Source organism: Peptococcus simiae, from assembly GCF_046569735.1.
GTDB lineage: Bacteria > Bacillota > Peptococcia > Peptococcales > Peptococcaceae > Peptococcus > Peptococcus simiae_A.
The window spans coordinates 119,234-141,294 of sequence record NZ_JBKICG010000002.1; the positions used below are offsets into that span (position 1 = coordinate 119,234).

A 22,061-nucleotide genomic window follows, 5' to 3' on the forward strand; every position below is an offset into this window, starting at 1 on the left:
ATGAAATCGTATCAGAATCTAATCAGCCATTAACATAGTCTTGGGCAACCCAAGCTTGGCGACCGTCACCGGTTTGGATGTGAACCATGCCGTTGGCCCGGTCTAAGACGGTAACCTGGGTCCCGTTGGATACACTACCGACGATGGTTGCAGATGGATCTGCAGCGGCCCGCATGTTCAGGTCAGCCCCTTGGACATTAATGGTTGCGCTCCCGCCACCTGCCTGAGCTTGTTGCTGCTGGGGGGCAGCTGCCTGGGTGTTGGCTGCTTGCTGGGGTTGACTTTGACTGGTGGTGCTTTCAGTTTTTTGGGTCTTGGTCTTCTTTTCAGAAGTAGACTGGTCGGCTTTTTTACTTTCCTTTTCAGCGTCAGACAGGGCCTTCTCTGCCTTAGCCCGGTCTTCTTTCTTTTGTTGGTTTTCCAGGTCAGAGGCATTGACCAGGGAGGTTTCTACATCTGAAGAGGAGGCGGTGACGAGGGGGTCCTTGGGACCAAAGAGGGCCCCGCTGGTATAAGCAATAATGCTCCCTAGGGCCAGGCCGACGACAACGGCAATGGCTAAAGCAATAAGAACGTTTTTTAATTTCATTTTTTCTGCTCCTTTTGGTTGATTTGATATGCTTTCCCTAGGATGCCCAGACGGTGAGCGCCGTAGAGGACCCCAAGAAGAACCAGCACAAAGACCAAAAAGCCTTTGGCCGTTGTTAAAGAATTGACAATCAAGGCCGCCCCGGATAAGCCGGCACTAATGGCATAGATTAAGAGCACCGTATTCCGGTGGGATAAGCCCATCCGCAAGAGGCAGTGGTGGAGATGGGCCTTGTCTGCTTCAAAAATCGGCTGGCCGGCCAGCGACCGCCGGACAATGGCGAAGAGGGTATCAAAAATAGGCACCCCTAAAATAAGAATCGGAATAAAGACCGAAACCACCGTCAGCCCCTTCGAGGCGCTGTGGATAGAGATAATGGCAAGCATGTAGCCCAGGAACATACTCCCGGTATCCCCCATAAAGATAGAGGCCGGGTGAAAGTTATAGAGTAAGAAGCCTAGGGAGGCACCGGCTAGGCCAATGGCCATCAGGGCAGTCGACAGGTCGCCATTTTGCAGGGCCACAATGGTCATGCTCAGGGCGGCAATGCCTGCAACCCCACCGGCTAGGCCATCCAGGCCGTCAATGAGGTTGATGGCGTTGACAATAGCCACAATCCAGATGATGGATACCGGCACAGACAGCCAGGCCAGGTTAAAGACCTCTGCCCCAATAAAGCCGGTCACAAACTGGATCCGGACCCCACCGGCGCAGGCAATCCCGGCTGCAATCACTTGGCCTAGGAGCTTGAGCTTGGCCGGCATATCGGTCATATCATCGACAATGCCTACAAAGACCAGCAGGGTTGCACCCAGGAAGACCACCACCAGGGACCGGTCGGTCGGCAGAGCAATAAAGGTGGTCACCCAATAGGCGGCATAAATGGCCAGGCCCCCCATCCGCGGCATGATCTTGGTGTGGACCTTCCGCTGGTTGGGCTTGTCGACTGCCCCAATCCGTAGGGCCAGGAGTTTGACCAGGGGGACGAGAAAGGCTGTCAATAAAAAGGCCCCGGCCGCCACCCATAAAATATTAATCAAAAGGTTGTCTGATATCATTGCAACACTTCCATTAGTATAATCTCCATATAGGCATTGTAAAGGTATTTTAAGGCTATTTCAAGCTATTGCCGGCCTTTTACCATCTTTTTTGCCAGGGCCGCCGGCAGCTGGGCCAGCCCCTTGAGGGTGGCCACCCGTTTGGGGGCACAGGGGCCCTTGGCCAGGGCCGCCTGGGCCCCGTCTGCCAGGCTGGCCGGGGTCATGTCTTCCAGGGCCAGGATTTCCCCGCCGCCGACCCGCTGCATAAAGGCGGTCACCTTGGGGTCATAGGGGAGGCCCAGGAGGGCGCAGTTACAAACCGCCCCGATAATCAAGGCATGGAGCCGCATGGCAATCACCAGGTCAGCGGCTTTCATGAGGCTAAAGAGTTCATTTAAGGGATAGTCCCCCTCCAGGACATAGGCCCGCTCGGTCATATGCCCGGCAATGGCCTGGCACAGGGCCATGTCCGCCTCCGGCTGCATGGGCAGGAGGGCCACCTTATAACCCTGCCGGGCCAGGACGTCTAAGCCTTCCGAAAAGGCCTTGACCCGGTCCACCCCCTGCCAGGGGCGGGGGGCACAGATGACCAGCTTGTCTGCCTCGTAAATACCCGCCTGGGCCAGGAGGGTCCGGACCGGCCGGCCGCCGGTCCCCTCATAGGCCAGGACCGGGTCTGCTGCAATAAGGACCGGAACCCGGACCCCCATCTCCTTGAGCAGGTGCCGGCTATCCCGGTCCCGAACAGTAATGGCCTGGGTCCGGTTTAAGACCGCAGCGGTCAGCCGGCGGTTGAGGCCATCATTTAAAGGGCCAACCCCCTGACCATATACCAGGACCGGGACCCGGCAAAGCCGGGCCAGGACGATGACTGCCAGATAGTAGATAAAGCCCCGCTTACTGGTCACATCCTGGAGGAGGCTCCCCCCACCGGAAATGAGGAGGTCACTTTTCAAAAGGGCCCCTACAACGCCCCGGACCTGCCAGCGGTTGACCGCATCGACCCCAAACCGGGCCCGGCTGTCAGCCGGCGCATTGGAGAGGAGGGTTAGGTCAGCCGCCGGCATTTCTTTGGCCAGGGCTGCGATAATCGATTCACAGACGGCATCGTCACCGGCATTATTAAAGCCGTAGTAACCGCTTAAGGTAATCCGCATCATTTGCCGCCTCCTTTTAAGGTCGCTTGTTTCGCCCGGTTACTTCTCCAGCCCCACTGACCGAGGCGGAAGAGCCCCCATAAAAGGGCTGACAATAAAATCCCCACCAGGAGCCCGTTCCCACTCCGCCAGAGGCTCACAGCCAGAGGCGTGTGGATATGGGCGTAAGTATTCACCAGCGATACCTGGCCTATAAGGGCTGGAATTGTCATGAGCCACCAGCCTACCCGCTTGCGGGCCAGGAGGAACCAGGCCAGGGTAAAGGGGTAACCGATCAGGAATTCCTTAGACCGGGGCCGGACAGACAAGATATCCGTCAGCCACTGGCGGAAGCCCATTTCCGTATCACTGATGGCCGCCGAGCTGTTCCCGGTCCGGCTCACATAAATGACCAGGGCCACCGCTAAAATCCCGAAGAGGACCAGGTAGCGGTAGTCGACCAGTTTCTGGCCCAGGGCCTTGACCCGGCCCCAGGGGTCGGGCTGGTCCCAGATAAAGAGGACCGCCGGCACTACCAGGAGAGGAATCACATGGGCCAGCTTAACCCCGGCAAACTGGCTAAGCTTGAGCATAAAGAGCTGGGAGGACAGAAGCCCCACCATGAGAACCGCCCCAACAAAGGTCAGGGCGCACATCAGGAGCAGTCGGCCCACCGCCCGGCTAAAGCGGTCTGTTCCATAATTGAGAAAGAGGAGGGCCGATAGGCTGGGAAAGGTTACCACACTGATAAAGGCCATCCCCTTAAGGGCCAGGACCGGTGCAACCACTAGGCCCGCAATCCACCCGGCGGCCAGGACCAGGGCTGCCAGGACAGCCATCTTTTCCAGGCCGAGCCGGCGCAAGAAGAGAAAGACCCCGGCCACAATCCCCAGGCCGATGAGCCCCTGCTGCCAATCCGGCGTTTCAATAGGCTGGAGACCGGCATAGTCTTGGCCCAGCTTAAAGCCGTCTTCTTCCAGGGACTTACCCAGAGCATCCAGGTAATTGAGGTTCATATCCAGGGCATAGCCCGGTTCTGCAATATCAAAAAACCGGACCAGGAGTCCCCGCATATTCCGTTCCCGAACAGCCAGGCTCCACCGGTCCAGGGCCTGCTGCTCCCCTTGGAGCCTTTCTGCTTCGGTTTCCCCTTGAAATTCGCTCATCTCTGCATTGGAAATGGTATGGACCCGAACCACCTCCTTGTCCAGGAGGACGCCCAACTTTTCCAGGCCCGCCTGCTTGGAAAATTCAACAATCCCCAGGGGGACCTTAGGCAGACCTCGGTCATCGGTCAGCACCGCATGGAGTTTATCTAAAGCATTTGGATAACCGGGGACCACCTTATCATTCATCAAGACCAGGACCAGGTTGGGCACCGATGCCAGGTCCTCCTGCAGTTGCCGGTAGGCCGGGTCATCATTGCCCCGCCAGGTCCGGATTTGAACCACGACCCCCATGGCCTGGTCCGCAACAGCCTGCATCACAGCCTGGTCATAGCCCACACCGATGCTGTCAACTGCATCGGCCGCCATGTCTTCTTCCTGCTTGTTCTGGGTGATCATAGAGGGTACAGCGATAACATCGTAGCCCTCTGCCCCCCCGGCAATGAAGATGGCCCCCCGGACCTTGGCCAGGACCTCTGCCTTAACCTGGCCCCGCCAGGCCTCATCATAAATGACAATATACCGCATGGCATCATTGGGGGTGAAGGCCGGCAGGCGGCCGGGGTCCCGGGCATCCCGGACATTCTGCCCCTGGTAAATGCCCACCTTCCCCTCATCGGCCAGGCCCCGGAGGGATTCCTCCTTAAAGAGGACCTGGCTGACCCCGTGGTCTTTTAAAATCCCCAGCATGGTCGCCAGGTCTTTTTTATTCCCACTGGCCAGGGCTCGGACATCCGTTTCATTCACAATGATATTGACAGCCTTGTCCCCTGCCTCTACCGCTAGGCGCTTGACCGCCACCAGTGAGGACAGGACCAGGGCCAGGACCACCAGGGCTATAGCCCCTCTTTCAGCCCATACCAGCCAATTTTTCCGCATGATTTGTAACCTCTCTTTACATGTGATCATATCTCCCATATTGTAACACACCTGGCCCCGGCGTGAAATACACCCGGTGTTAGGTTTATAAGAGATATGGCCCTTGTAAAAGTTTGGTGGAAGGGTCCAAGGCCCTTTTGTCCGGCCCGGCCTTAGGTTATCCTAAAGAGAGACGAGACCATATGACCAGAAGGAGGACCTATGAGTATCCTACTACAAACGCCTGTCACTGCCTTTGACCACTACCTTACGGCTCAAAGCCCCAGGGCTTATGCCCCTTCATTTAGGGCTTTTTACCGTTTTTTACGGGAAGAGGTCCAGTTCGGCTGGACCGGCAGCCGGGACCATACCTACCACCACTGTGCTCGGGTCCTCCTCTTCACCCTGATGATTGGGCGGCTGGAGGGCCTGGCCGAAGACCAGGTCCATGACGCCGCCCTGGCCGCCGTTTTTCACGATAGCCGCCGGCTGGATGATGGCTTTGACGTCGGCCACGGCCTCCGGGCTGCCCACTACTACCGCCAGTATACCAATGCCCACCGCCGCCCCTTTAGCCGGCCGGTTTACGCCGCCATCGCCTTTCATGACCGGGACGATGCCCTGGCCCTCAAGGCCTTCCAGCATGCCCCGGATGCCGAAAACCAGCGCACCGTCTGGCGGCTCCTAAAAGACGCCGATGCCCTGGACCGGCTCCGCTTTGGCGAAGCTGCCCTGGATACAAGCTACCTCCGGACCCAAGCCGCCCTCCAGCTCCTCCCTGAAGCCCGGCGGATCGTCCAGGAAAGCGCCGCCCTGGTTGACCAGCGCCCGGGCTGAGCCCCACCGGCCTTCCAAGCCGGCCCGGCCAAAAACAGGGCCCGGTCAACATAAGTAAAAGCCTCCTAAGGAAAGGCTCTTTTATAAACCTAGCCCTACCCTACTTTCGCCAGAACCACCCCTAGCGATATTGCAGACATGTCCGCCTATGCCCAGACGAGCAAGGCCCCTCCTCAAAAAAGAGGAGGGGCCTTGCTCGTAGAGAGCTGTTTTCACGGCTCTATTCTTTTTTAGGCGGCTAGGGTTACCAGCTGCTGGCGGCAAGCGAAACAGCCTGCCTATTTTTTAAAACAATTGATCACAACAACCTTATTTTGACCATCCCATTCAATGTCCTGGTCAATCCCATCGTTGATATCCCCCTGCTGGAGGTTGAAAATTTGGGAGATATTGGTCAGGGGCAGGAGGATACGGCCGTCAATATTCAGCGGCTTAGCGTCCATATCCACAAGCTTGCCATTGGAGAGAACAATCTGGGTCCCGTCAGCGGGTACAACGGCTGTTAACCCGTCCTTACTGAAGCTGGCCGTCCGGCTGGCCTCATCCCAGGTCACATCTGCCCCCAGGACTTCAGCCACAAAGCGGACCGGCAGCATGGTCCGGCCATTGGAGATGACCGGCGCCACATCCATCTGCTTTTGAGAGGCTTCGCCGTTGGCCAACAGGGCATAGGTCTTGGACCCGATGGTCAGGGTATAGCTGGTCTTTTCGACCGTCGGGGCAGGGGCAGGCTCTTTATAGGCCTGTTTGCTTCTAATGACAACCAGCTGATTTTCTCCATCCCATTCAATGTCTTGGGCAATACCGTCCTTGATATCCCCTTGTTTCAGGTCAAATATTTTAGAAATATTGGTCAAGGGCAGGAGGAGCCGGCCGTCAATATTCAGCGGCTTGGCATCCATATCCACAACTGTGCCGCCGGAGATGACAATCTGGGTCCCGTCAGCAGGCACCACAGCGGTGATGCCATCCTTGGTAAAGCTGGCTGTCCGGCTGGCATTATCCCAGGTCACATCTGCCCCCAGTACTTCACCGACAAAGCGGACAGGCAGCATGGTCCGACCATTGGAAATAATCGGGGCCACATCCATCCGGCCCTGGGAGGTCTTACCTTGGCTCGACAGGGTGTAGTCCTTGGACCCAATCTTTAAGGTGTAAATTGCGTCCGTGACCTTGGTCCCGTCATTCGGTTTTTCTCCCTTGCCGGCAGACGAATCGCCCTTACCCGGCTTATCCTTGTCGGAGTCATCTTTAGGCTTATCGGTTGTAATCGTTACTCCGCCGGTAGAGCCGGTAGACCCGGTTGAAGATCCGGTATCCTTATCCTTGTAGGTGACCGTGATGGTGGAGTCCTTGACCAGCTTAAAGCTGTACTTACCGTCTTGACCACTTACCTCTGTGCCATTGACTTGAACCTTGTCCACTTCCTTGCCTTCCGGTGCCTTATTCAGGGTAAAGGTGATCTGGCTGTCTTTGGCATAGGTGTTGTCAGCTGTGGCCCCTTCGATGGTCACTGCTTTTTCAGGTTTAACCGTTACCTTAAATTTATCTTGGGCCAGCGGGTTGCTTCCCTTATCCTTATAGGTCACGGTGATGGTGGAATTCTTGACCAGCTTAAAGCTGTACTTACCGTTTTGAGCTTTTGAGTCCTTGCCATTGACTTGAACCTTGTCCACTTCTTTCCCTTCCGGTGCCTTATTCAGGGTAAAGGTAATCTGGCTGTCTTTGGCATAGGTGTTGTCAGCTGTGGCCCCTTCGATGGTCACTGCTTTTTCAGGTTTAACCGTTACCTTAAATTTATCTTGGGCCGGCGGATTGCTTTCCTTATCCTTGTAGGTCACGGTGATGGTGGAATTCTTGACCAGCTTAAAGCTGTACTTATCGTCTTGACCACTTACATCTGTGCCATTGACTTGAACCTTGTCCACTTCTTTCCCTGCCGGTGCCTTATTCAGAGTAAAGGTAATCTGGCTGTCTTTGGCATAGGTGTTGTCAGCTGTGGCCCCTTCGATGGTCACTGCTTTTTCAGGTTTAACCGTTACCTTAAATTTATCTTGGGCCGGCGGATTGCTTTCCTTATCCTTATAGGTCACGGTGATTTTTGTATCTTCAGTAATGGTGACATGGTAGGTCCCATCATTATCCGGGGTAAGAACCCGGTCATTTGCCTTGACTGTATCGACTTCCTTCCCTTCCGGCGGGTTCACCTTAAAGGAGATCTCCTTGCCGTCCGGGTACTTGCCATCAGCTGGGGGATTTTCAATGGTAAGGTTCCCGTCAGCGGGAAGGGTTACCGTATGATTTTCTTGAGCCGGGGCGTCTTTGTAGTCAATGGCAATGGTGGTATCTTTTGTGATGGTAAAGGTATAGGTCCCGTTTGAAGGCGTCAAGGACGTATCATTGGCCTTAACGGTGGCAACGGCCTTACTTGCCGGCGGGGCGACGGTAAAGGAGATTTTCGTTTTTTCCTTGTACTTGCCATCTGCGGCATTGGCTGGGGTTAAGCCTTCGACTTTCCCGCCCTTAGCATCAATGGCCAGGCTATAGGTCTCAGGGACCCGGCTATTGGTGATGGTTTGCTTAGCCGTATCGTAGCTAACGGTATAGGTCTTGCCGGCCAGGCTGACCTGGCCATTTGTTTCGCCGACTTCCTTGAAGCTGTAGGTGTAGAAAGCCCCATTATTGTCTACCTTGGGCCCGGTGAAGATGGCCTTACCGGTCTGGTCTCCATGGCCGGTGGCTGCAAAGGCAACTTCCGTCGTGCCGTCTGCCTGGGCTAGGAGGGCCTTGTCACCCTCACTGACTTGCCCATAAACCTGAAGGTTGATGGTCGGGAAGGTTGCCGGTTTGGCATCCTGGCCCCAGAGCTTGGTTACTTCATAGGTCCGGCTGGCCACCTTGGCTTGAGCTGTGGCTGTTTGTTCAAAATTACTAAGCGTAAAGGTAACCGGGGCCGGGTTGGTTAAGTCAAAGCCTTGACCGGTAGCCGGATCAATCAGGGTGATGGTATAGGTCCCTAAGGGGAGCTTGTCCAGGGTCACCGGTTTGTTGAGGGACAGGTCAAAGGTTGAGGGTTCGGGCTCAGCTGCCCCCGATTTGATGTAGGGGTAGACGGTCCGGTCCTTATTTTTCCCTTCCACTTTGACCTGGAAGGTCTTGGTGGACTGGCCAATCTCCTGGCCCTGGAGGTCCAGCATGGAGAGGTCAATGGTTAACCGGCCGATATTGGCGTACTTGTTCTGGCCGGTAATGGGGTAGACCCCTGTGGTGGGCGTGAGGGCAAAGGCCCCGCCGTTCAGTTTTTGGACCTGAGGCACCCCATCGTCATCCTGGTAGGGGTGGGTATAGGTGATTTCATAGAGGGATTCTGCCTTGATGGGCTGGCCCTTCTTGTCCCCGGTCTGGTAGGTTAAGGGTTGGCCTGCCTTGGTGACCAGGTTTTCAGAAATTGTATAGTCCCCGGCCGGCACAGTCGTAACTTCTGTGAGGATTTCAGGGTCCCGGAGGGTGGTTTTGACGGTTTGGCCAGCATCGACCTTATAGGTCTTACTAAAGTCGCCGGATGTGACCTGGAAGACATAGTCATGGCCATCCGGATTTTGCGTAACCTCGCTATTGGCCTGGTCGACCAGTTTTTTGGTCAGTTCCAAAATGGTCGGGTTGGCGTAAAGGGGTTTTTCATTTTGGTCTTTCTCCTCCAGGTTGGTGGAGGGGTTGGTGTATTTCAGGGCATAGTTGGAGATGGAGTAGCCCTTTTTATCTTTGATGACGCTGCCCTTGACCAGGTTGTCATCGGCCACCAGGTCATATTCCAGGGTCAACTGGTAGGTCTCCCCTGCCTGGGGCAGTTTGCCAAAGTTGAGGTCAATGTTGGTCTGCCGCTTACCGTCATACTTGGTCAGGTCGGTGGTCAGGGTGTAGTCTGTACCGGCTGTACCCCCGGTGACCTTGACAGATCCCGGCACGACCTGGAAGCCCGGTCTGATTTTTTCAGTGAGTTGCCCGTCCTTGAGGGGGTTGGTGACCCCGGTGGCGTCAGCGTCTAAGATGGCCTTGATCTGGTCTCTTAAGCCGGCGATGTCGCTATAGTCTGTAATGCTGGTCGGCTTGGCCGGGGTATTGCTGTTGGCCTGGGCCAGGTAGTTTTGATATTCTGCGTTATTCTGATTGGCAGCTGTCTCCAGGCCAATGGCGTGGATGGTAATCCCCTTGGCCGCTGCAATATTGGCTTCTGATTGGATGACCTTGGCCATATTGAGGTTGATGCCATTGGGGTATTTGGCCTTCAGTTCTTCCCCAGCGAAATACATGGAAATATTTAGAAAGCGGGTATCGGTTATCCCCGACTTGAGCGTATACTCTCTATCAGCAAAGGTGTAGATATCCATGGGCTTGGCTTTATCCACGACCTTGATTTCCGGCTCGCTGGTGACAGGGTTTGTTTCAACCACATCATCCAGCTGGACCCCTGCTTTTTCCAGGTTCTTCAACAGGCTCTCGCCACCACTGGGGTGGACCCCCTGGTCAGATACGCTGGCGGTCACCAGGACCAGGTGCTTATCGGCCAGGACCGAAGAAAGGCCGGGGTCCGTTAAAATTTTCCGGCCCTTCTGGATGGCATGGGAGATGTTGTTATGCATGTTCAAGCTGGTCGGATAGGCAATATGTTTTTCCGGAATTTTTGCCTTTTTATCCGCAGCCTCATTTTCCACCAGGTCAAAGGCCGTCTTCAGCTCAGCGGTTGTCTGTTTTTTGGTCTTACCGGAAATCCTTGCTGTAAAGACATTAGCCTGGTTGTTATAGGTCATAACAAAGACATCCAGGTCCTTAAAGTAGGCGCCGTCCTTGGCCCGGTTGTCAAAGTCCAGGGCCTGGCCGATGGCGTCCTTGACATAGGTCAGGTAGGCGTTGACATAGCCGATGCCCTCATAGCCCGGGGCGTCTTCAAACATGGGGTTGGATGTATCAATGGCAAAGACCACTTCCCGTTTTTTGGGGTAGCCTTGGCCGGTGATGACCCGCTTGACATGGAACTTATTAAGCTCCCCTGCCACCGGGGTCAGGCTGGAGGCCACCTTGACGTGGCCATCCTTGGATGTGTAGCTGGTCGTATAGGTTCCGTCTTCCTCGCCACCGGTCGGGGCGGCCTGGGCCCGGACCGGGATGACACTGACCAAGAGGGCCAGGGCCAAGAGGAGGGAGAGAACCTTCTTCCCTTTAACTTGCATAGATATGCCTCCTTTTTTTATTCTTTGCACAAAATAGCTGCCTGCTGTCCTTACCGGACGCTTATCCCCCCCTTTTGCATGATTCTGAAAATAAGCCTAGAACAATTATATATATATATATATATATATATGCAAGGGATTTTTGCCCCTTTATTTTACCTTTTTTCGCTAGCGGGAAACCCCCTGCCCGGCCCCCTCTTCCAGGCCTTCCCCCTGCTGCCGGGCCAACAAAAAAGCCCCCATCCGGTCCTCGAGGAGGACCGGATGGGGGCGGTTTTCTTTAATAGACCACTTATTTAGCTTCATCAAAGTAGGCTTGGACATCGGCGGTGTTGACCGGGATGACGGTGCCTTGGTACTTGTCGTTGATGAGTTTCTTAGCGGCATCGGAGCTTAAGACCTTGACCAGGACCTTGGTCTTGTCGCTGTCAGCATCTGCAGCCCGGACGGCTACGACATTGGCATAGGCCTTGGCGGCGATGGAGTTGGGGTCTTCTACAGCCAGGTTGCCGGCGAAGTCAATGTCGGAAGCGATGGCGAAGTTCCCATTGATGACAGCCAGGGCCACGTCCGGCAGGGCCCGGGGGATTTGGGCGGCTTCCATTTCGACAATTTCCAGTTTCTTGGGGTTGTCTTGGATATCGCGCACGGTAGCGGTCAGGCCGGCCCCTTCTTTCAGGGTGATTAAACCATTTTCCTGAAGCAGGAGAAGGGCCCGGGCTTCGTTGGAGGTGTCGTTGGGGACGGCAATCTTGTCGCCTTCTTTTAAGGCATCCAGGGTAGTGACTTTACCGGGGAAGATGGCCATGGGTTCGTAGTGAACGAAAACGACATCTTTAAGATCGGTTTTGTTTTCCTTGTTGAAGTCATCCAGGAAGGGCTTATGTTGGAAGAAGTTGGCGTCAATTTCACCGTCGCTTAAGGCCTTGTTAGGCAGGACATAGTCGGTGAATTCCTGGATTTTCAGGGTGTAGCCTTCTTTTTCAAATTCCGGTGCCAGGGCATCTAAGATTTCCTTGTGAGGCGCCGGGGTCGCACCGATGGTGATGACCTTATCATCGCTAGAGGCAGCCGGGGCAGAGCCGGCTTCACTGGTGGCCGGGTCTTGGGCGCCGCAGGCGGCGAGGCTACCTACGGCCAGAGCCGCAACTAAAAGACTGGTTAGGGTTTTCTTAAAAGACATGTTTTTTTTCCTCCTTATTTTTGCACAAGTATTTTGCACAACAACTTTTTATATCTGATACCCCGGTTGGGCCGGGATTAAGCAGACTCCTTACTCCTTTTGTCGCTCTTCTTAACAATCCGCATGCCAATGCTTTGGATGGCCTGGACCAGGAGGACCAGGATGACCACAGTAATGATCATGGTGACATTTTCATAGCGGTAGTAACCGTACTTGATGGCCACATCCCCCAAACCGCCGCCGCCGACAAAGCCGGCCATGGCAGAGTAGCCTAAGATGGTCGTGGCCGCCACCAGGGACCCGGTAATCAAGGAGGGCACAGCCTCCACCAGGAGGACCTTGCGGACAATCTGGCCATTGGAGGCCCCCATGGACTGGGCCGCTTCAATGACGCCGGCATCCACTTCCAGGAGGCTCTGTTCAACGAGCCGGGCCACAAAGGGGGCGGCGCTGACGACCAGGCCGAAGGTCATGGCCTTGGGGCCTATGGTGGTTTGGACCACGGCCCGAGTCAGGGGGGTGATGGCGATAAAGAGAATCAGGAAGGGGACTGACCGGAGGACATTCACCAGGCCGCCGACCAGCCAATTGAGGGCCGGCAGGGGGTGGATCCCATCTCTGGCACTGGTGATCAGGAATACGCCCAGGGGGATACCGATCAGGTAGGAAATGAGGGTGGTGGCCAGGGTGACCCCGATGGTGATCAGGGTGTTGTCCCAGAGCATTTGAATGTATTGAGCATCAAACATGGGCGGCCACCTCCTCTACAGCTACCCCTTGGCCCCGGAGGTACTCACTGACCCGGTAGACATCTGACCGGGGTGGCAGCTGGATGACCATTTGCCCGTAAATACAATCGTCAATGGTCCGGGTATCGGCGTGGAGAATATTGACCGGCTCCCGGGTTTCCAGGATGAGTTCTGCTAAAATCGGCTCGAAGGCGTCTCCCCCTTCAAAGGTAATCCGGAGCTGGGTGCCTTCGGTTTTTTTGAAGTTGATAGGGTCGCCCTCTACCCGGTAGACCAGGCGGCGGGCCGCCTCTGTCTTGGGCTGGGTAAAGACCTCTTTCACCGTCCCTACTTCTGCGATCTGGTGGTCGGCAATGACGGCCACCCGGGAGCAGATTTCTTCGACCACCCGCATCTCATGGGTGATAACAATGACCGTCAGGCCCATCCGCTTGGATAAGTCCTTCAAGAGGTTCAGGATGGCATCAGTGGTTTCCGGGTCCAGGGCGGAGGTGGCTTCATCGCAGAGGAGGACCTTGGGGTCAGAGGCCAGGGCCCGGGCGATGGCCACCCGCTGCTTTTGCCCCCCGGAAAGCTGGGCCGGGTAGGCGTTGGCCCTTTCACTGAGACCGACAATTTCTAAAAGTTCCAGCCCTCTTTTTTTAGCTTCCTGGCCGGTAATGCCGGCAATTTCCAGGGGAAAGCAAACATTTTGCAGGGCAGTCCGCTGCATGAGCAGGTTGAACTGCTGAAAAATCATCCCCATCTGCCGGCGGACCTGGCGGAGGGCCGATGGGGACAGGGTCCCCAGGTCTTGCCCGTCAAAGATAACGCCGCCGGCGCTGGGCCGCTCTAAGAAGTTAATACACCGGACCAGAGTCGACTTGCCAGCCCCGCTCATGCCGATAATGCCGAAGATTTCCCCCTCATGGATGGTAAGGTTGATGTTTTCCAGGGCGGTAATGGTGGTTCCTTTCAGGCGAAAGGACTTGGATAAATCATATAGGCGGATAAGCGCGTCCGAATCAGAAGCTGCCAATCAAATCACTCCTTTTCCCGCTCAAGACCGTGACGGGGCCGCAAACGGGATAAATCATAGGGGGTATGGGCGTAAACAATATGGTTGAGCCAGTTGGAAAAGAGCAGGTTGGCATGGCTCCGCCAGGTGACCACCGGGGCCAGACCGGGGTCATCCCCGGGAAAATAATTTTTTGGCAGGGGGACATTGGCCAGGCCCTTGGCCAGGTCCCGGTCGTATTCACCCTTGAGGGTCAGGGGGTCATACTCCAGGTGGCCGGCAATGAAGTAGTGCCTTTGGTCCAATGTCGAGGAAAGCAGGACGCCTGCCTCGTCGGACTGGGCCAGGACCTTGAGGTCCTTCTCGCCGACAATATCTGCCGGCCGGTTGGTGGTGTGCCGGGAATGGGGGGCCTCAAATTCATCATCAAAGCCCCGGGTGATATCCCGGTTGCGGATGAGCCGGTGGCGGTAGACGCCAAAGAGTTTTTCCGGCAGGAGGACCTTGGGGATACCATAATAATGGTAGAGGGCCGCCTGGGCCGCCCAGCAAATAAAGACGGTGGAATAGACATTGCTATTGGCCCAGTCGAAGATCTCGGTCAGTTCCTGCCAGTAGCTGACGGATTCAAAGGGCATCATTTCCACCGGGGCCCCGGTGATGATGAGGCCGTCGTAGCGCTTGTCGCGAACTTCTTCAAAGCGTTTGTAAAACTTAAACAGGTGCTTTTCCGGGGTGTTTTTACTCTTATGGTGGGAAACCATCAGGAGGTCAACATCCACCTGGAGAGGGGTATTCCCAATCAGACGCAGGAACTGGGTTTCGGTTACAATTTTAAGGGGCATGAGGTTTAAGAGGGCAATCCGCAGGGGCCGGATATCCTGGCGCAGGGCCCGGGACTCATGCATAACTTGAATGTATTCTTCAGCCAGGGCTTCCGCTGCGGGAAGCGACTTGGGTATGATAACCGGCACAGCTCCATCTCCTTCTAGTCTATCGGGCCCTTAGCGACTGGCGGCTAGGGCTTGGTCAATATCGGCAATAATATCTTCCACGGCCTCAATCCCCACATTTAAGCGGATGAGGTCCGGGGCTACACCGGCTTTTTTCAGGTCTGCTTCGTTGAGCTGGCGGTGGGTGGTGGAAGCCGGGTGAATCATATGGCTGTGGAGGTCACCTACATGGGTGACCAGGGTAATGAGTTTGGCCTGGTTGATGACCTGGCGGGCCCGTTCGACGCCGCCCTTGGGCCCAAAGGAAACGACACCGGACTGGCCCTTGGGCAGGTATTTTTGGGCCAGGGCATAGTTGGGGTTGTCCTTTAAGCCGGGGTAGTTGACCCAGGCCACATCCGGGTGGTTAGCCAAGTGCTCTGCAATGGCCAGGGCATTTTCACTGTGCCGCTGCATTCTCAGGTGGAGGGTTTCAATCCCCACATTAATTAAGAAGGCATTAAAGGGGCTCATGGTGGACCCGAAGTCCCGGAGGAGGCCGGCCCGCATCTTGGCGATATAGGCGGCCGGGCCAAACTGGTCGGTATAGACAATACCGTGGTAGTCTTGGTCCGGTTCGGTGAGTTCAGGGTACTTGCCATTCTTCCAGTTGAAATTGCCGCCGTCAACGACAAAGCCGCCAACTGAGGTGGCATGGCCGTCTAAGTACTTGGTGGCACTGTGGGTCACAATGTGGGCCCCCCAGTTCAAGGGGTTGCAGAGGACCGGGGACGGGAAGGTGTTGTCCACAATGAGGGGGACATCACCGGCTTCAGCCAGGGCTGCAACCTTTTCCAGGTCCAGGACATCCAGGGCCGGGTTGCCGATCATTTCCGAAAAAATACAGCGGGTTTCAGGCCGCAGGTGACCTTTCAATTCCTCTAAGGAGAGGCCGGGTTCTACAAATTCCACTTCAATGCCGAACTTTTTCAGCTGGGACCCGAAAAGGGTATGGGTCCCCCCGTAGAGGTTACTCATGGCCAGGACATGGTCGCCGGCCTTGGCTATATTGGCCACAGCAAAAAAATTGGCCGCTTGGCCGCTGGAGGTGGACAGGGCCGCAACCCCGCCCTCTAAAACGGCGACCTTTTCCTCTACCCAGGATAGGCTGGGATTGCCCAGGCGGGTGTACATGGGGGTGTCCACCTTTAGGTCAAAGGTATCCCCCAGGTCTTCTGCTGTATCAAACTTGTAGGTCGTTGATTGGACAATCGGCATAATCCGGGCGTCATGGTTACCGGGGATATAGCCTGCCTGCACGCATTGGGTTTCAGAGGCGAGCTGGCGTAATTCATCATTTGTCATAAGGGTTCCTCCTTTATACCGGGAGCCGGATGTCGGTAGAAAAAAAGCCACTTCACCTAGGGAGGTGAAATGGCTTGTCTTTTTTCTCTCCACTTATCTCCCAGACGGTTCGTCTGTCGGATTTAGCACATTGCCCGAAGGCTGTTGCCGGGTTTCACAGGGCCGTTCCCTCCACCACTCTTGATAAATGATCTCATTCGAGATTGACACGGATTATATCAGATATGCTTACCCCTGTAAAGGGCTAAGGGGAGATTTTTTATTTTTTTGTTGATGGTTCTCCATCCATGGGACGACCGACCGGCCGGACCTCTGTTTCCAGGGCAATGCCGGTTTTTTCAGCGACCACCTGCTGGATATGGCCAATGAGGTCCAAAACGTCCTGGGCAGTGGCCCCGCCGACATTGACGATAAAGCCGGCGTGTTTCATGGACACCTGGGCCCCGCCGAGGGTGTAGCCCTGGAGGCCGCTTTCGATAATAAGAGGGCCGGCGAAGTGGCCGGGGGGCCGCTTAAAGACGCTGCCGGCAGAGGGCATATCCAGGGGCTGGCGACTCTCCCTCTTGTGGGTGAGCTCGGCCATCCTGAGGGCAATATCCGCCGGGTCTCCGGGCTGGAGTCGGAGGGCGGCGGCCAGGCAATACAGGGGCTCTTCCTTGAGCCGGCTGTGCCGGTAGGCAAAGGCCATTTCTGCATTGGTCAGGCGGCGAACCTGCCCCTGGCCATCCATGACCTCAACCCATTCAATGACATCCCGCATTTCCCCGTCATAGGCGCCGGCATTCATAAAGACGGCACCCCCCAGGCTGCCGGGAATGCCACAGGCAAATTCCAGGCCGGTCATCCCCTTGGCTTGGGCCGCCTGGCTCACTTCCGCTAAAGGGACCCCTGCGGCGGCCAGGCAGAGGCTTGGCTCCGGCCAGCTGACCTGGTTGAACCGGGCCATATTAATGACCAGGCCATCCATGCCCCGGTCGCTGACCAGGAGGTTAGACCCCAGGCCCAGGATAAAGACCGGTAAATCCTCTTTATCCGCCCAGGTTAAGGCCAGGGCCAGGTCTGCCGGGCTCTCAGGCCAGGCCATGAGGTCTGCCGGACCGCCGATTTGAAAGGTGGTGTGCTTGGCCATGGGCTCATCTGCCCGCCACTGGTCAGCCGGTAGGGGAAAGGGTTCTTGACACGCAATTGCCAATCTCTTCATCGTCCTTTCATATTGGCCAAGGCGGCCCGGGCGGCATCAATAAAGGCTTCCCCGTAGCTGGGATGGGGTAGGACAGTCGTTGCAATATCCTTGGCTGTCAGCCCCGCCCGGAGGGCAAAGGCGCAGGCGGTGACCAGGTCACTGGCCCGGCCGCAATAGAGCTGGGCCCCGAGCAGGACGCCGTCCTCCTTGTTGAAGACCAGCTTAATGAAGCTCCGGGGGAGTTCGTCAATGACGGTCTTGGCATTGCCCCCCATGACCGCCTTGCCGACCACCGGGCTATAGCCGGCTTCCTTGGCCTGGCCTTCATCCAAACCAAGAGTAGCAATTTCAGGCTGGGTATAGACACAGGCAGGAATGTGGTCCACCGGCCGGGCTTCTTCACCGAGGAGGCGGGCAGCCAGGGCGCGGCCATCTGCGCTGGCCTTGTGGGCCAGCTGGATCCCGCCGATGACATCGCCGATGGCGTAGACATTGGCCAGGCTGGAGGCGTAGCCTTCATCAACCAGGACAAAGCCCCGGTCCATATCCGGCCGGTAGTCTTCGGCAAAGAGGTCATCGGTAGCCGGCTGACGACCGGCTGCCATCAGGACCTTATCAGCCGGTATGGTTTCGCTCTTTCCCTTGGCTTCGTAGGTCACCGCCAGGGCCCCGTCAGCGGCTTCAATGGCCTGGACCCCGGCCCCGGTAACGGCCTTAATCCCCATTTGTTTAAATTGAGCGGCCAGGCTCCGGCCGATTTCCTTATCCATATTGTTGAGTAACTGGGGCAGGGCTTCCAGGACGGTGACTTCCGTTCCCAGGGTCCGGTAGAGGGCAGCCATTTCCACCCCGATGACCCCACCGCCGATAATGACCAGTCGGGCGGGAATTTGGTCATCGACGACCAACATTTCATCAGAGGTCACCACCCCGGGCAGGTCGGCGCCGGGAATGGGCAGACGGCGGGGCTTGGCCCCCACAGCCAGGATGACCCTTTCGGCATCCAGGCTTTCGCCATTTTCCAGGGCCACTTGGGGGCCAGCCAGGAGGCGGGCCCGGTCCTCAAAGACATCGACCTTGGCCCTTTTTAAAAGACCGGCAATGCCCTTTTCCTGCTGGGCTGTCACAGCTGATTTGCGACTATTTAAGGCAGCGGCATCTTTAATGCCCTTGGCCGCTTCATGGAGCAAGGTTTTGGTCGGTACGCAGCCCCGCTGCAGGCAAGTGCCCCCTAAACCACTTTTTTCAACAAGGGCTACTTTTTTTCCGCCGGCTGCCAGGTCCAGGGCACAATCGTACCCGCCCGGGCCGCCACCGATAATGACGACATCATAACGCATTGTCCTGCCTCCTTTTGTTCGAATATATAGACTATAACCTATTGTAGCATGACCGCCAGGCCAATAAAAGGACCTAGTGGACAGGGGCCGGCGAAAAAGATAAGACCTATTGATGAATTCAATAGACCATTTGCACTTTTACCCTTTCTTTTTCGCCAATTATTAGCTATGCTATAAACTAGCAGTATGGCAAGAACCGCTGTCATCCATCTACTATGCCGACAGATACTGCCTACTGCCATAAAGACCCTTGCGGGTCTTTTTTTGTCCCTGCCGTTGAAGAGAAAGCCCCCAATAGCTATACTGGAGAGGGGAGGGCCTATGCTATACATAAGAGAAAGCATCATTGTTGAAGGAGACCGGGACCAGCAGGCTGTTTTGCGGGCTGTCTCTGCCCTTGTTTTTAAAACCCGGGGCTTGAACGGGCTCCGGGCTGACCTGGCTGCCTGGGCCCCCTTTGCTGCCCACGGGGGCCTGGTCATTTTAACGGACCCAGATAGCCCCGGTGACCGGCTCCGGGCCAGGATCACCGCCGTCTATCCCACGGCCCTCCAAGCCCAGTTACCGACCAAGGCCTGCCGGGGACCCCGGGGCCGGCTGGGCATCCAGTTTGCCGACCCGGCCGCCATCCGGGAGGCCCTATTGGCAGCCGGCTGCCGGCAGCGTCAGGCCCCGCCGGCCGATACCCTAAGCCAGCTCATCCAGGCCGGCTTTGGCGGTGGCCCGGCCGGGGCCCAGAACCGCCGGGCCCTCACCACAGCCCTGGGCCTGCCCCAGGCACCGGCCCCCCGGCTGGCGTCCTACTTAAACGCCTTGGACCTGACCCCGGCCCAGGCCCTCAGCTATTTACACCCTAAAGACTAAGGAGGCAGCCTTGATGCAACGCTCTTTCCGCCATAAGAAAAAGTTCGGCCAAAACTTCCTCACTGATCCGGCCTTATTGGATAAAATCGCCCGCCTCTGCCCGCCGGGCCCGGCCGTCCTAGAAATCGGCGCCGGCGCCGGGGCCCTGACCCGGGCCCTGGCCAAGCGCTTTCCCCTGGTCGCTGCCCTGGAAATTGACCGGGACCTGGCCCCCCTCTTGGAAGCCAACCTGGCCGGCTGTGACAATGTCCACCTGGCCTTTGCCGATGCCGGCAAAATCCATTTTGACGCCTACATGGCCGACCTGGGCGCCCCCCAATACGCCATTGTGGCCAACTTACCCTATTACATAACCACCCCCCTCCTCATGCAGGCTGTCGAAGAGAACCGGGGGGCTGAAGATATGATTTTTATGGTCCAAAAGGAGGTCGCTGACCGCCTGGCCGCCCGGCCGGGCAACAAAAGCTACGGGGCCGTGACGGTGGCGGTCCAGTACCGCTGTCAGGTTGACCTGGCCCTCCAGGTCGGCCGGAAGGCCTTTACCCCGGCGCCGGAAGTGGATTCTACGGTGGTCCGGCTCAAGCGGCGGGTCCCTGACATCCCCACCGACCCCACCGCCTTTCGTCAAACGGTCCGGGCCGCCTTTTCCCAGCGGCGGAAGACCCTCCGCAATAGCCTCAAGGCCACCGGCCTGGCCGCCGACCGGCTGGACCGGGCCCTGGAGGCCTGCGCCATCGACCCGACCCGCCGGGCCGAAACCCTATCCGTCAACGAATTTGCCCAGCTCAGCCAGGCCCTCTACCCCAAAGAGAAAGGATGATTTGATGCGCGCCGATGATCGTTTCCAACGCTGGTTGTCTGATGACTCCCTCTCCATGCAGGAGAGACGCCGGCTCTACCGGCTGGCCGATAACAAAGAAGCCTTTTTACGGGCCTTTGGGGAACCCCTGACCTTAAAGGGCGGCCGGTTGATTGGCCAGCTGGGAGACGGCCCGGCCCACATGAATGACCGGACCGCCCGCTGGCTGGCCGCCACCATGGCCAGCCAGCTAATAGACAAGGGCATCGACAAGGGGCTCCTTATTTTAGGTGGGGAGGTCCGGCTCCACACCGATGCCTTCATAGAAACCATTGCCCGCCAGCTCTGCGCCTATGGCCACCATGTGGCTATTTGGCAGGACCCCATCCCGGCCTCGGTCTTATCCTGGGCCATCCGCTATGCCCGGGCCGATGCCGGGATTTACATCGGTGCTGACGCGGCCCCGGCCGACTGGAACGGGGTCACCTGCTACACCGCCCAGGGGGCCCCCTTGAGTGCCCAGGACGATGAAGACCTGGCCAACCGCTACCAAACCTTCCTAAATGGCCAGGACCCCAAGCCCATGGCCGACTTGACCCCCACCGACCGGGCCGGTCAAATGCAGGTCGTCGACCCCCACATGGGGGACCTCTACCTGGCCGACCTTCTCTATGGTGAAGGACTCCTCAAGGACCGGCAAAAGGACGACGGCCCCCTCTCGATTATTTATACAGCCCTACACGGGGCCGGGGGCAACTTTATTCCCGACGCCCTGGCCGAATGCGGCTTTAACGACTTCCGGGAAGTGGAAGGTCAGGCCCCGCCGGATGGGTCCTTTCCCGACCTGACCCGGCCCAACCCCAGCGATGCCCAGGCCCTGGAAGAGGCCTGTCGGTTGGGCTATGTCATGGGCACAGACCTGATCTTGGCCAGCGATCCGCCGGCCCGTCGGATTGGCTGCGCCGTCCGCCACAAGGGCGACTATGTCCTCCTGACCCCAGCGCAAATCGCCGCCCTCCTCATTGACCAACTGCCCCAGATCCTCCCCCAGCCGACCAACGGCGTTATCTTAGCCCCCCTGAAAGGGTCCCCCTTTCCTAAACGGCTGGCCCTCAGCCGGCGCTTCCAGGTCCGGGACCTCCCCCGGGGCCTGGCCGAAGTAGGCCGGGGCTGCAGGGAAATCGTCGCCGATGGCGGCAAGCTCTTCCTGGCCTATGACGATGGGGCCCTGGTCGGCGGCAACTTAAACCGGGAAGGGGATGCTGTCTTTGCAGCAGTTGCCCTGGCCCTGGTTGCCCGGCGGCTAAAGGCCTTCGGACGAACCCTGGTGGACCAGCTGGACCTCCTCTACGCCCACTATGGCTACTGGACAGACCGCCACTTCGACTATGAACCGGCCATGGCCCTCCCCAGGGACCTGAGCGACCGGACCCTAGCCGCCCTGGCCGATATGCCGGCCCAGGAGGTTTTCGGCCGGCCCGTCCGCCTGGTCCTGGACTACCGCCGAGGGACCTTCTGGCTGGCTCCAACCCCCTTGCTCCAGTATGTTTTTCCCGGGGGCAGCCACATCAGCCTGGCCGCTGACCCCGGCGGCCGCCGGCTCCAGGCCCAGGTCTATGCCACCGCCTCTCAAGCAGAACCGGCCCGACACCTGGCTGAAGACCTAACCGGCCAGTTGCGCCAGGCCCTCCGCCTGGCCGCTGAGCAGGCCAGGGGCAACCTTTTGAATTAGTTTGACCACAAACCTTCCGGCTTCGCCCGGTTATAAAAAAAGCGCCTTCCTTTTGGGAGGCGC

At 57.3% G+C, this 22,061-nt stretch carries 17 protein-coding genes and 1 riboswitch; of the genes, 4 read left to right on the forward strand and 13 right to left on the reverse strand.

What is annotated here, in order from left to right:
- Positions 1-22 precede the first annotated feature (22 nt).
- The 4 genes from ACLGL1_RS01635 to ACLGL1_RS01650 all read right to left on the reverse strand — a co-directional run bounded on the left by ACLGL1_RS01635 (position 23) and on the right by ACLGL1_RS01650 (position 4,810).
- A complete protein-coding gene (locus ACLGL1_RS01635; RefSeq protein ID WP_411007050.1) occupies positions 23-589 on the reverse strand; it encodes an SH3 domain-containing protein in 567 nt (188 codons plus the stop codon).
- The gene (locus tag ACLGL1_RS01640; protein ID WP_411007051.1) at positions 586-1,647 is read right to left on the reverse strand and encodes a glycosyltransferase family 4 protein; all 1,062 of its coding nucleotides are present in this window, start codon (positions 1,645-1,647) and stop codon (positions 586-588) included. The genes ACLGL1_RS01635 and ACLGL1_RS01640 overlap by 4 nt, the downstream gene beginning before the upstream one ends.
- A 65-nt stretch (positions 1,648-1,712) precedes the next feature.
- Complete coding sequence (csaB, locus tag ACLGL1_RS01645) at positions 1,713-2,789, reverse strand: polysaccharide pyruvyl transferase CsaB (protein ID WP_411007052.1); 1,077 nt, start codon at positions 2,787-2,789, stop codon at positions 1,713-1,715.
- Positions 2,786-4,810: a DUF5693 family protein gene (locus tag ACLGL1_RS01650; RefSeq protein WP_411007053.1), complete on the reverse strand. Its 2,025-nt coding sequence runs from the start codon at positions 4,808-4,810 to the stop codon at positions 2,786-2,788. The genes csaB and ACLGL1_RS01650 overlap by 4 nt, the downstream gene beginning before the upstream one ends.
- Before the next feature lie 201 nt (positions 4,811-5,011).
- Between ACLGL1_RS01650 and ACLGL1_RS01655 the strand changes: the two genes are divergently transcribed.
- A complete protein-coding gene (locus tag ACLGL1_RS01655; protein WP_411007054.1) occupies positions 5,012-5,626 on the forward strand; it encodes a hypothetical protein in 615 nt (204 codons plus the stop codon).
- Positions 5,627-5,904: 278 nt separating this feature from the next.
- On the opposite strand, the gene ACLGL1_RS01660 is transcribed toward ACLGL1_RS01655, so the two are convergent.
- The 9 genes from ACLGL1_RS01660 to ACLGL1_RS01700 form a co-directional block, all read right to left on the reverse strand.
- Complete coding sequence (locus tag ACLGL1_RS01660) at positions 5,905-10,854, reverse strand: stalk domain-containing protein (protein ID WP_411007055.1); 4,950 nt, start codon at positions 10,852-10,854, stop codon at positions 5,905-5,907.
- Positions 10,855-11,022: 168 nt separating this feature from the next.
- Complete coding sequence (locus ACLGL1_RS01665; protein ID WP_411007056.1) at positions 11,023-11,160, reverse strand: hypothetical protein; 138 nt, start codon at positions 11,158-11,160, stop codon at positions 11,023-11,025.
- The gene (locus ACLGL1_RS01670; protein WP_411007057.1) at positions 11,147-12,037 is read right to left on the reverse strand and encodes a MetQ/NlpA family ABC transporter substrate-binding protein; all 891 of its coding nucleotides are present in this window, start codon (positions 12,035-12,037) and stop codon (positions 11,147-11,149) included. The genes ACLGL1_RS01665 and ACLGL1_RS01670 overlap by 14 nt, the downstream gene beginning before the upstream one ends.
- 77 nt (positions 12,038-12,114) lie before the next feature.
- Positions 12,115-12,786, reverse strand: coding sequence for a methionine ABC transporter permease (locus ACLGL1_RS01675; RefSeq protein ID WP_408977016.1), 672 nt, complete (start codon positions 12,784-12,786; stop codon positions 12,115-12,117).
- On the reverse strand, positions 12,779-13,804 hold the full coding sequence (locus tag ACLGL1_RS01680; protein WP_411007058.1) for a methionine ABC transporter ATP-binding protein: 1,026 nt from the start codon (positions 13,802-13,804) through the stop codon (positions 12,779-12,781). The genes ACLGL1_RS01675 and ACLGL1_RS01680 overlap by 8 nt, the downstream gene beginning before the upstream one ends.
- Before the next feature lie 5 nt (positions 13,805-13,809).
- Entirely contained in the window at positions 13,810-14,757 is a 948-nt protein-coding gene (gene metA, locus ACLGL1_RS01685; protein ID WP_411007059.1) for a homoserine O-succinyltransferase, read from the reverse strand.
- A gap of 30 nt (positions 14,758-14,787) precedes the next feature.
- Positions 14,788-16,080: an O-acetylhomoserine aminocarboxypropyltransferase/cysteine synthase family protein gene (locus ACLGL1_RS01690; protein WP_411007060.1), complete on the reverse strand. Its 1,293-nt coding sequence runs from the start codon at positions 16,078-16,080 to the stop codon at positions 14,788-14,790.
- 90 nt (positions 16,081-16,170) lie between these two features.
- Positions 16,171-16,270: riboswitch (SAM riboswitch) on the reverse strand.
- Positions 16,271-16,339: 69 nt separating this feature from the next.
- Positions 16,340-17,281 (reverse strand): UDP-N-acetylmuramate dehydrogenase, encoded by a 942-nt coding sequence (gene murB / locus ACLGL1_RS01695; RefSeq protein ID WP_411007061.1) that lies wholly within the window; start codon positions 17,279-17,281, stop codon positions 16,340-16,342.
- Entirely contained in the window at positions 17,278-18,603 is a 1,326-nt protein-coding gene (locus ACLGL1_RS01700; protein WP_411007062.1) for a dihydrolipoyl dehydrogenase family protein, read from the reverse strand. The genes murB and ACLGL1_RS01700 overlap by 4 nt, the downstream gene beginning before the upstream one ends.
- 321 nt (positions 18,604-18,924) lie before the next feature.
- Between ACLGL1_RS01700 and ACLGL1_RS01705 the strand changes: the two genes are divergently transcribed.
- Genes ACLGL1_RS01705 through ACLGL1_RS01715 form a run of 3 tightly spaced genes read left to right on the forward strand, consistent with a single transcriptional unit; the run spans position 18,925 to position 21,998 of the window.
- Positions 18,925-19,467: a toprim domain-containing protein gene (locus ACLGL1_RS01705; protein WP_411007063.1), complete on the forward strand. Its 543-nt coding sequence runs from the start codon at positions 18,925-18,927 to the stop codon at positions 19,465-19,467.
- A gap of 13 nt (positions 19,468-19,480) precedes the next feature.
- On the forward strand, positions 19,481-20,287 hold the full coding sequence (rsmA, locus tag ACLGL1_RS01710; RefSeq protein WP_411007064.1) for a 16S rRNA (adenine(1518)-N(6)/adenine(1519)-N(6))-dimethyltransferase RsmA: 807 nt from the start codon (positions 19,481-19,483) through the stop codon (positions 20,285-20,287).
- A 4-nt stretch (positions 20,288-20,291) separates the two neighbouring features.
- Positions 20,292-21,998 (forward strand): hypothetical protein, encoded by a 1,707-nt coding sequence (locus tag ACLGL1_RS01715; RefSeq protein ID WP_411007065.1) that lies wholly within the window; start codon positions 20,292-20,294, stop codon positions 21,996-21,998.
- Positions 21,999-22,061: the final 63 nt, after the last annotated feature.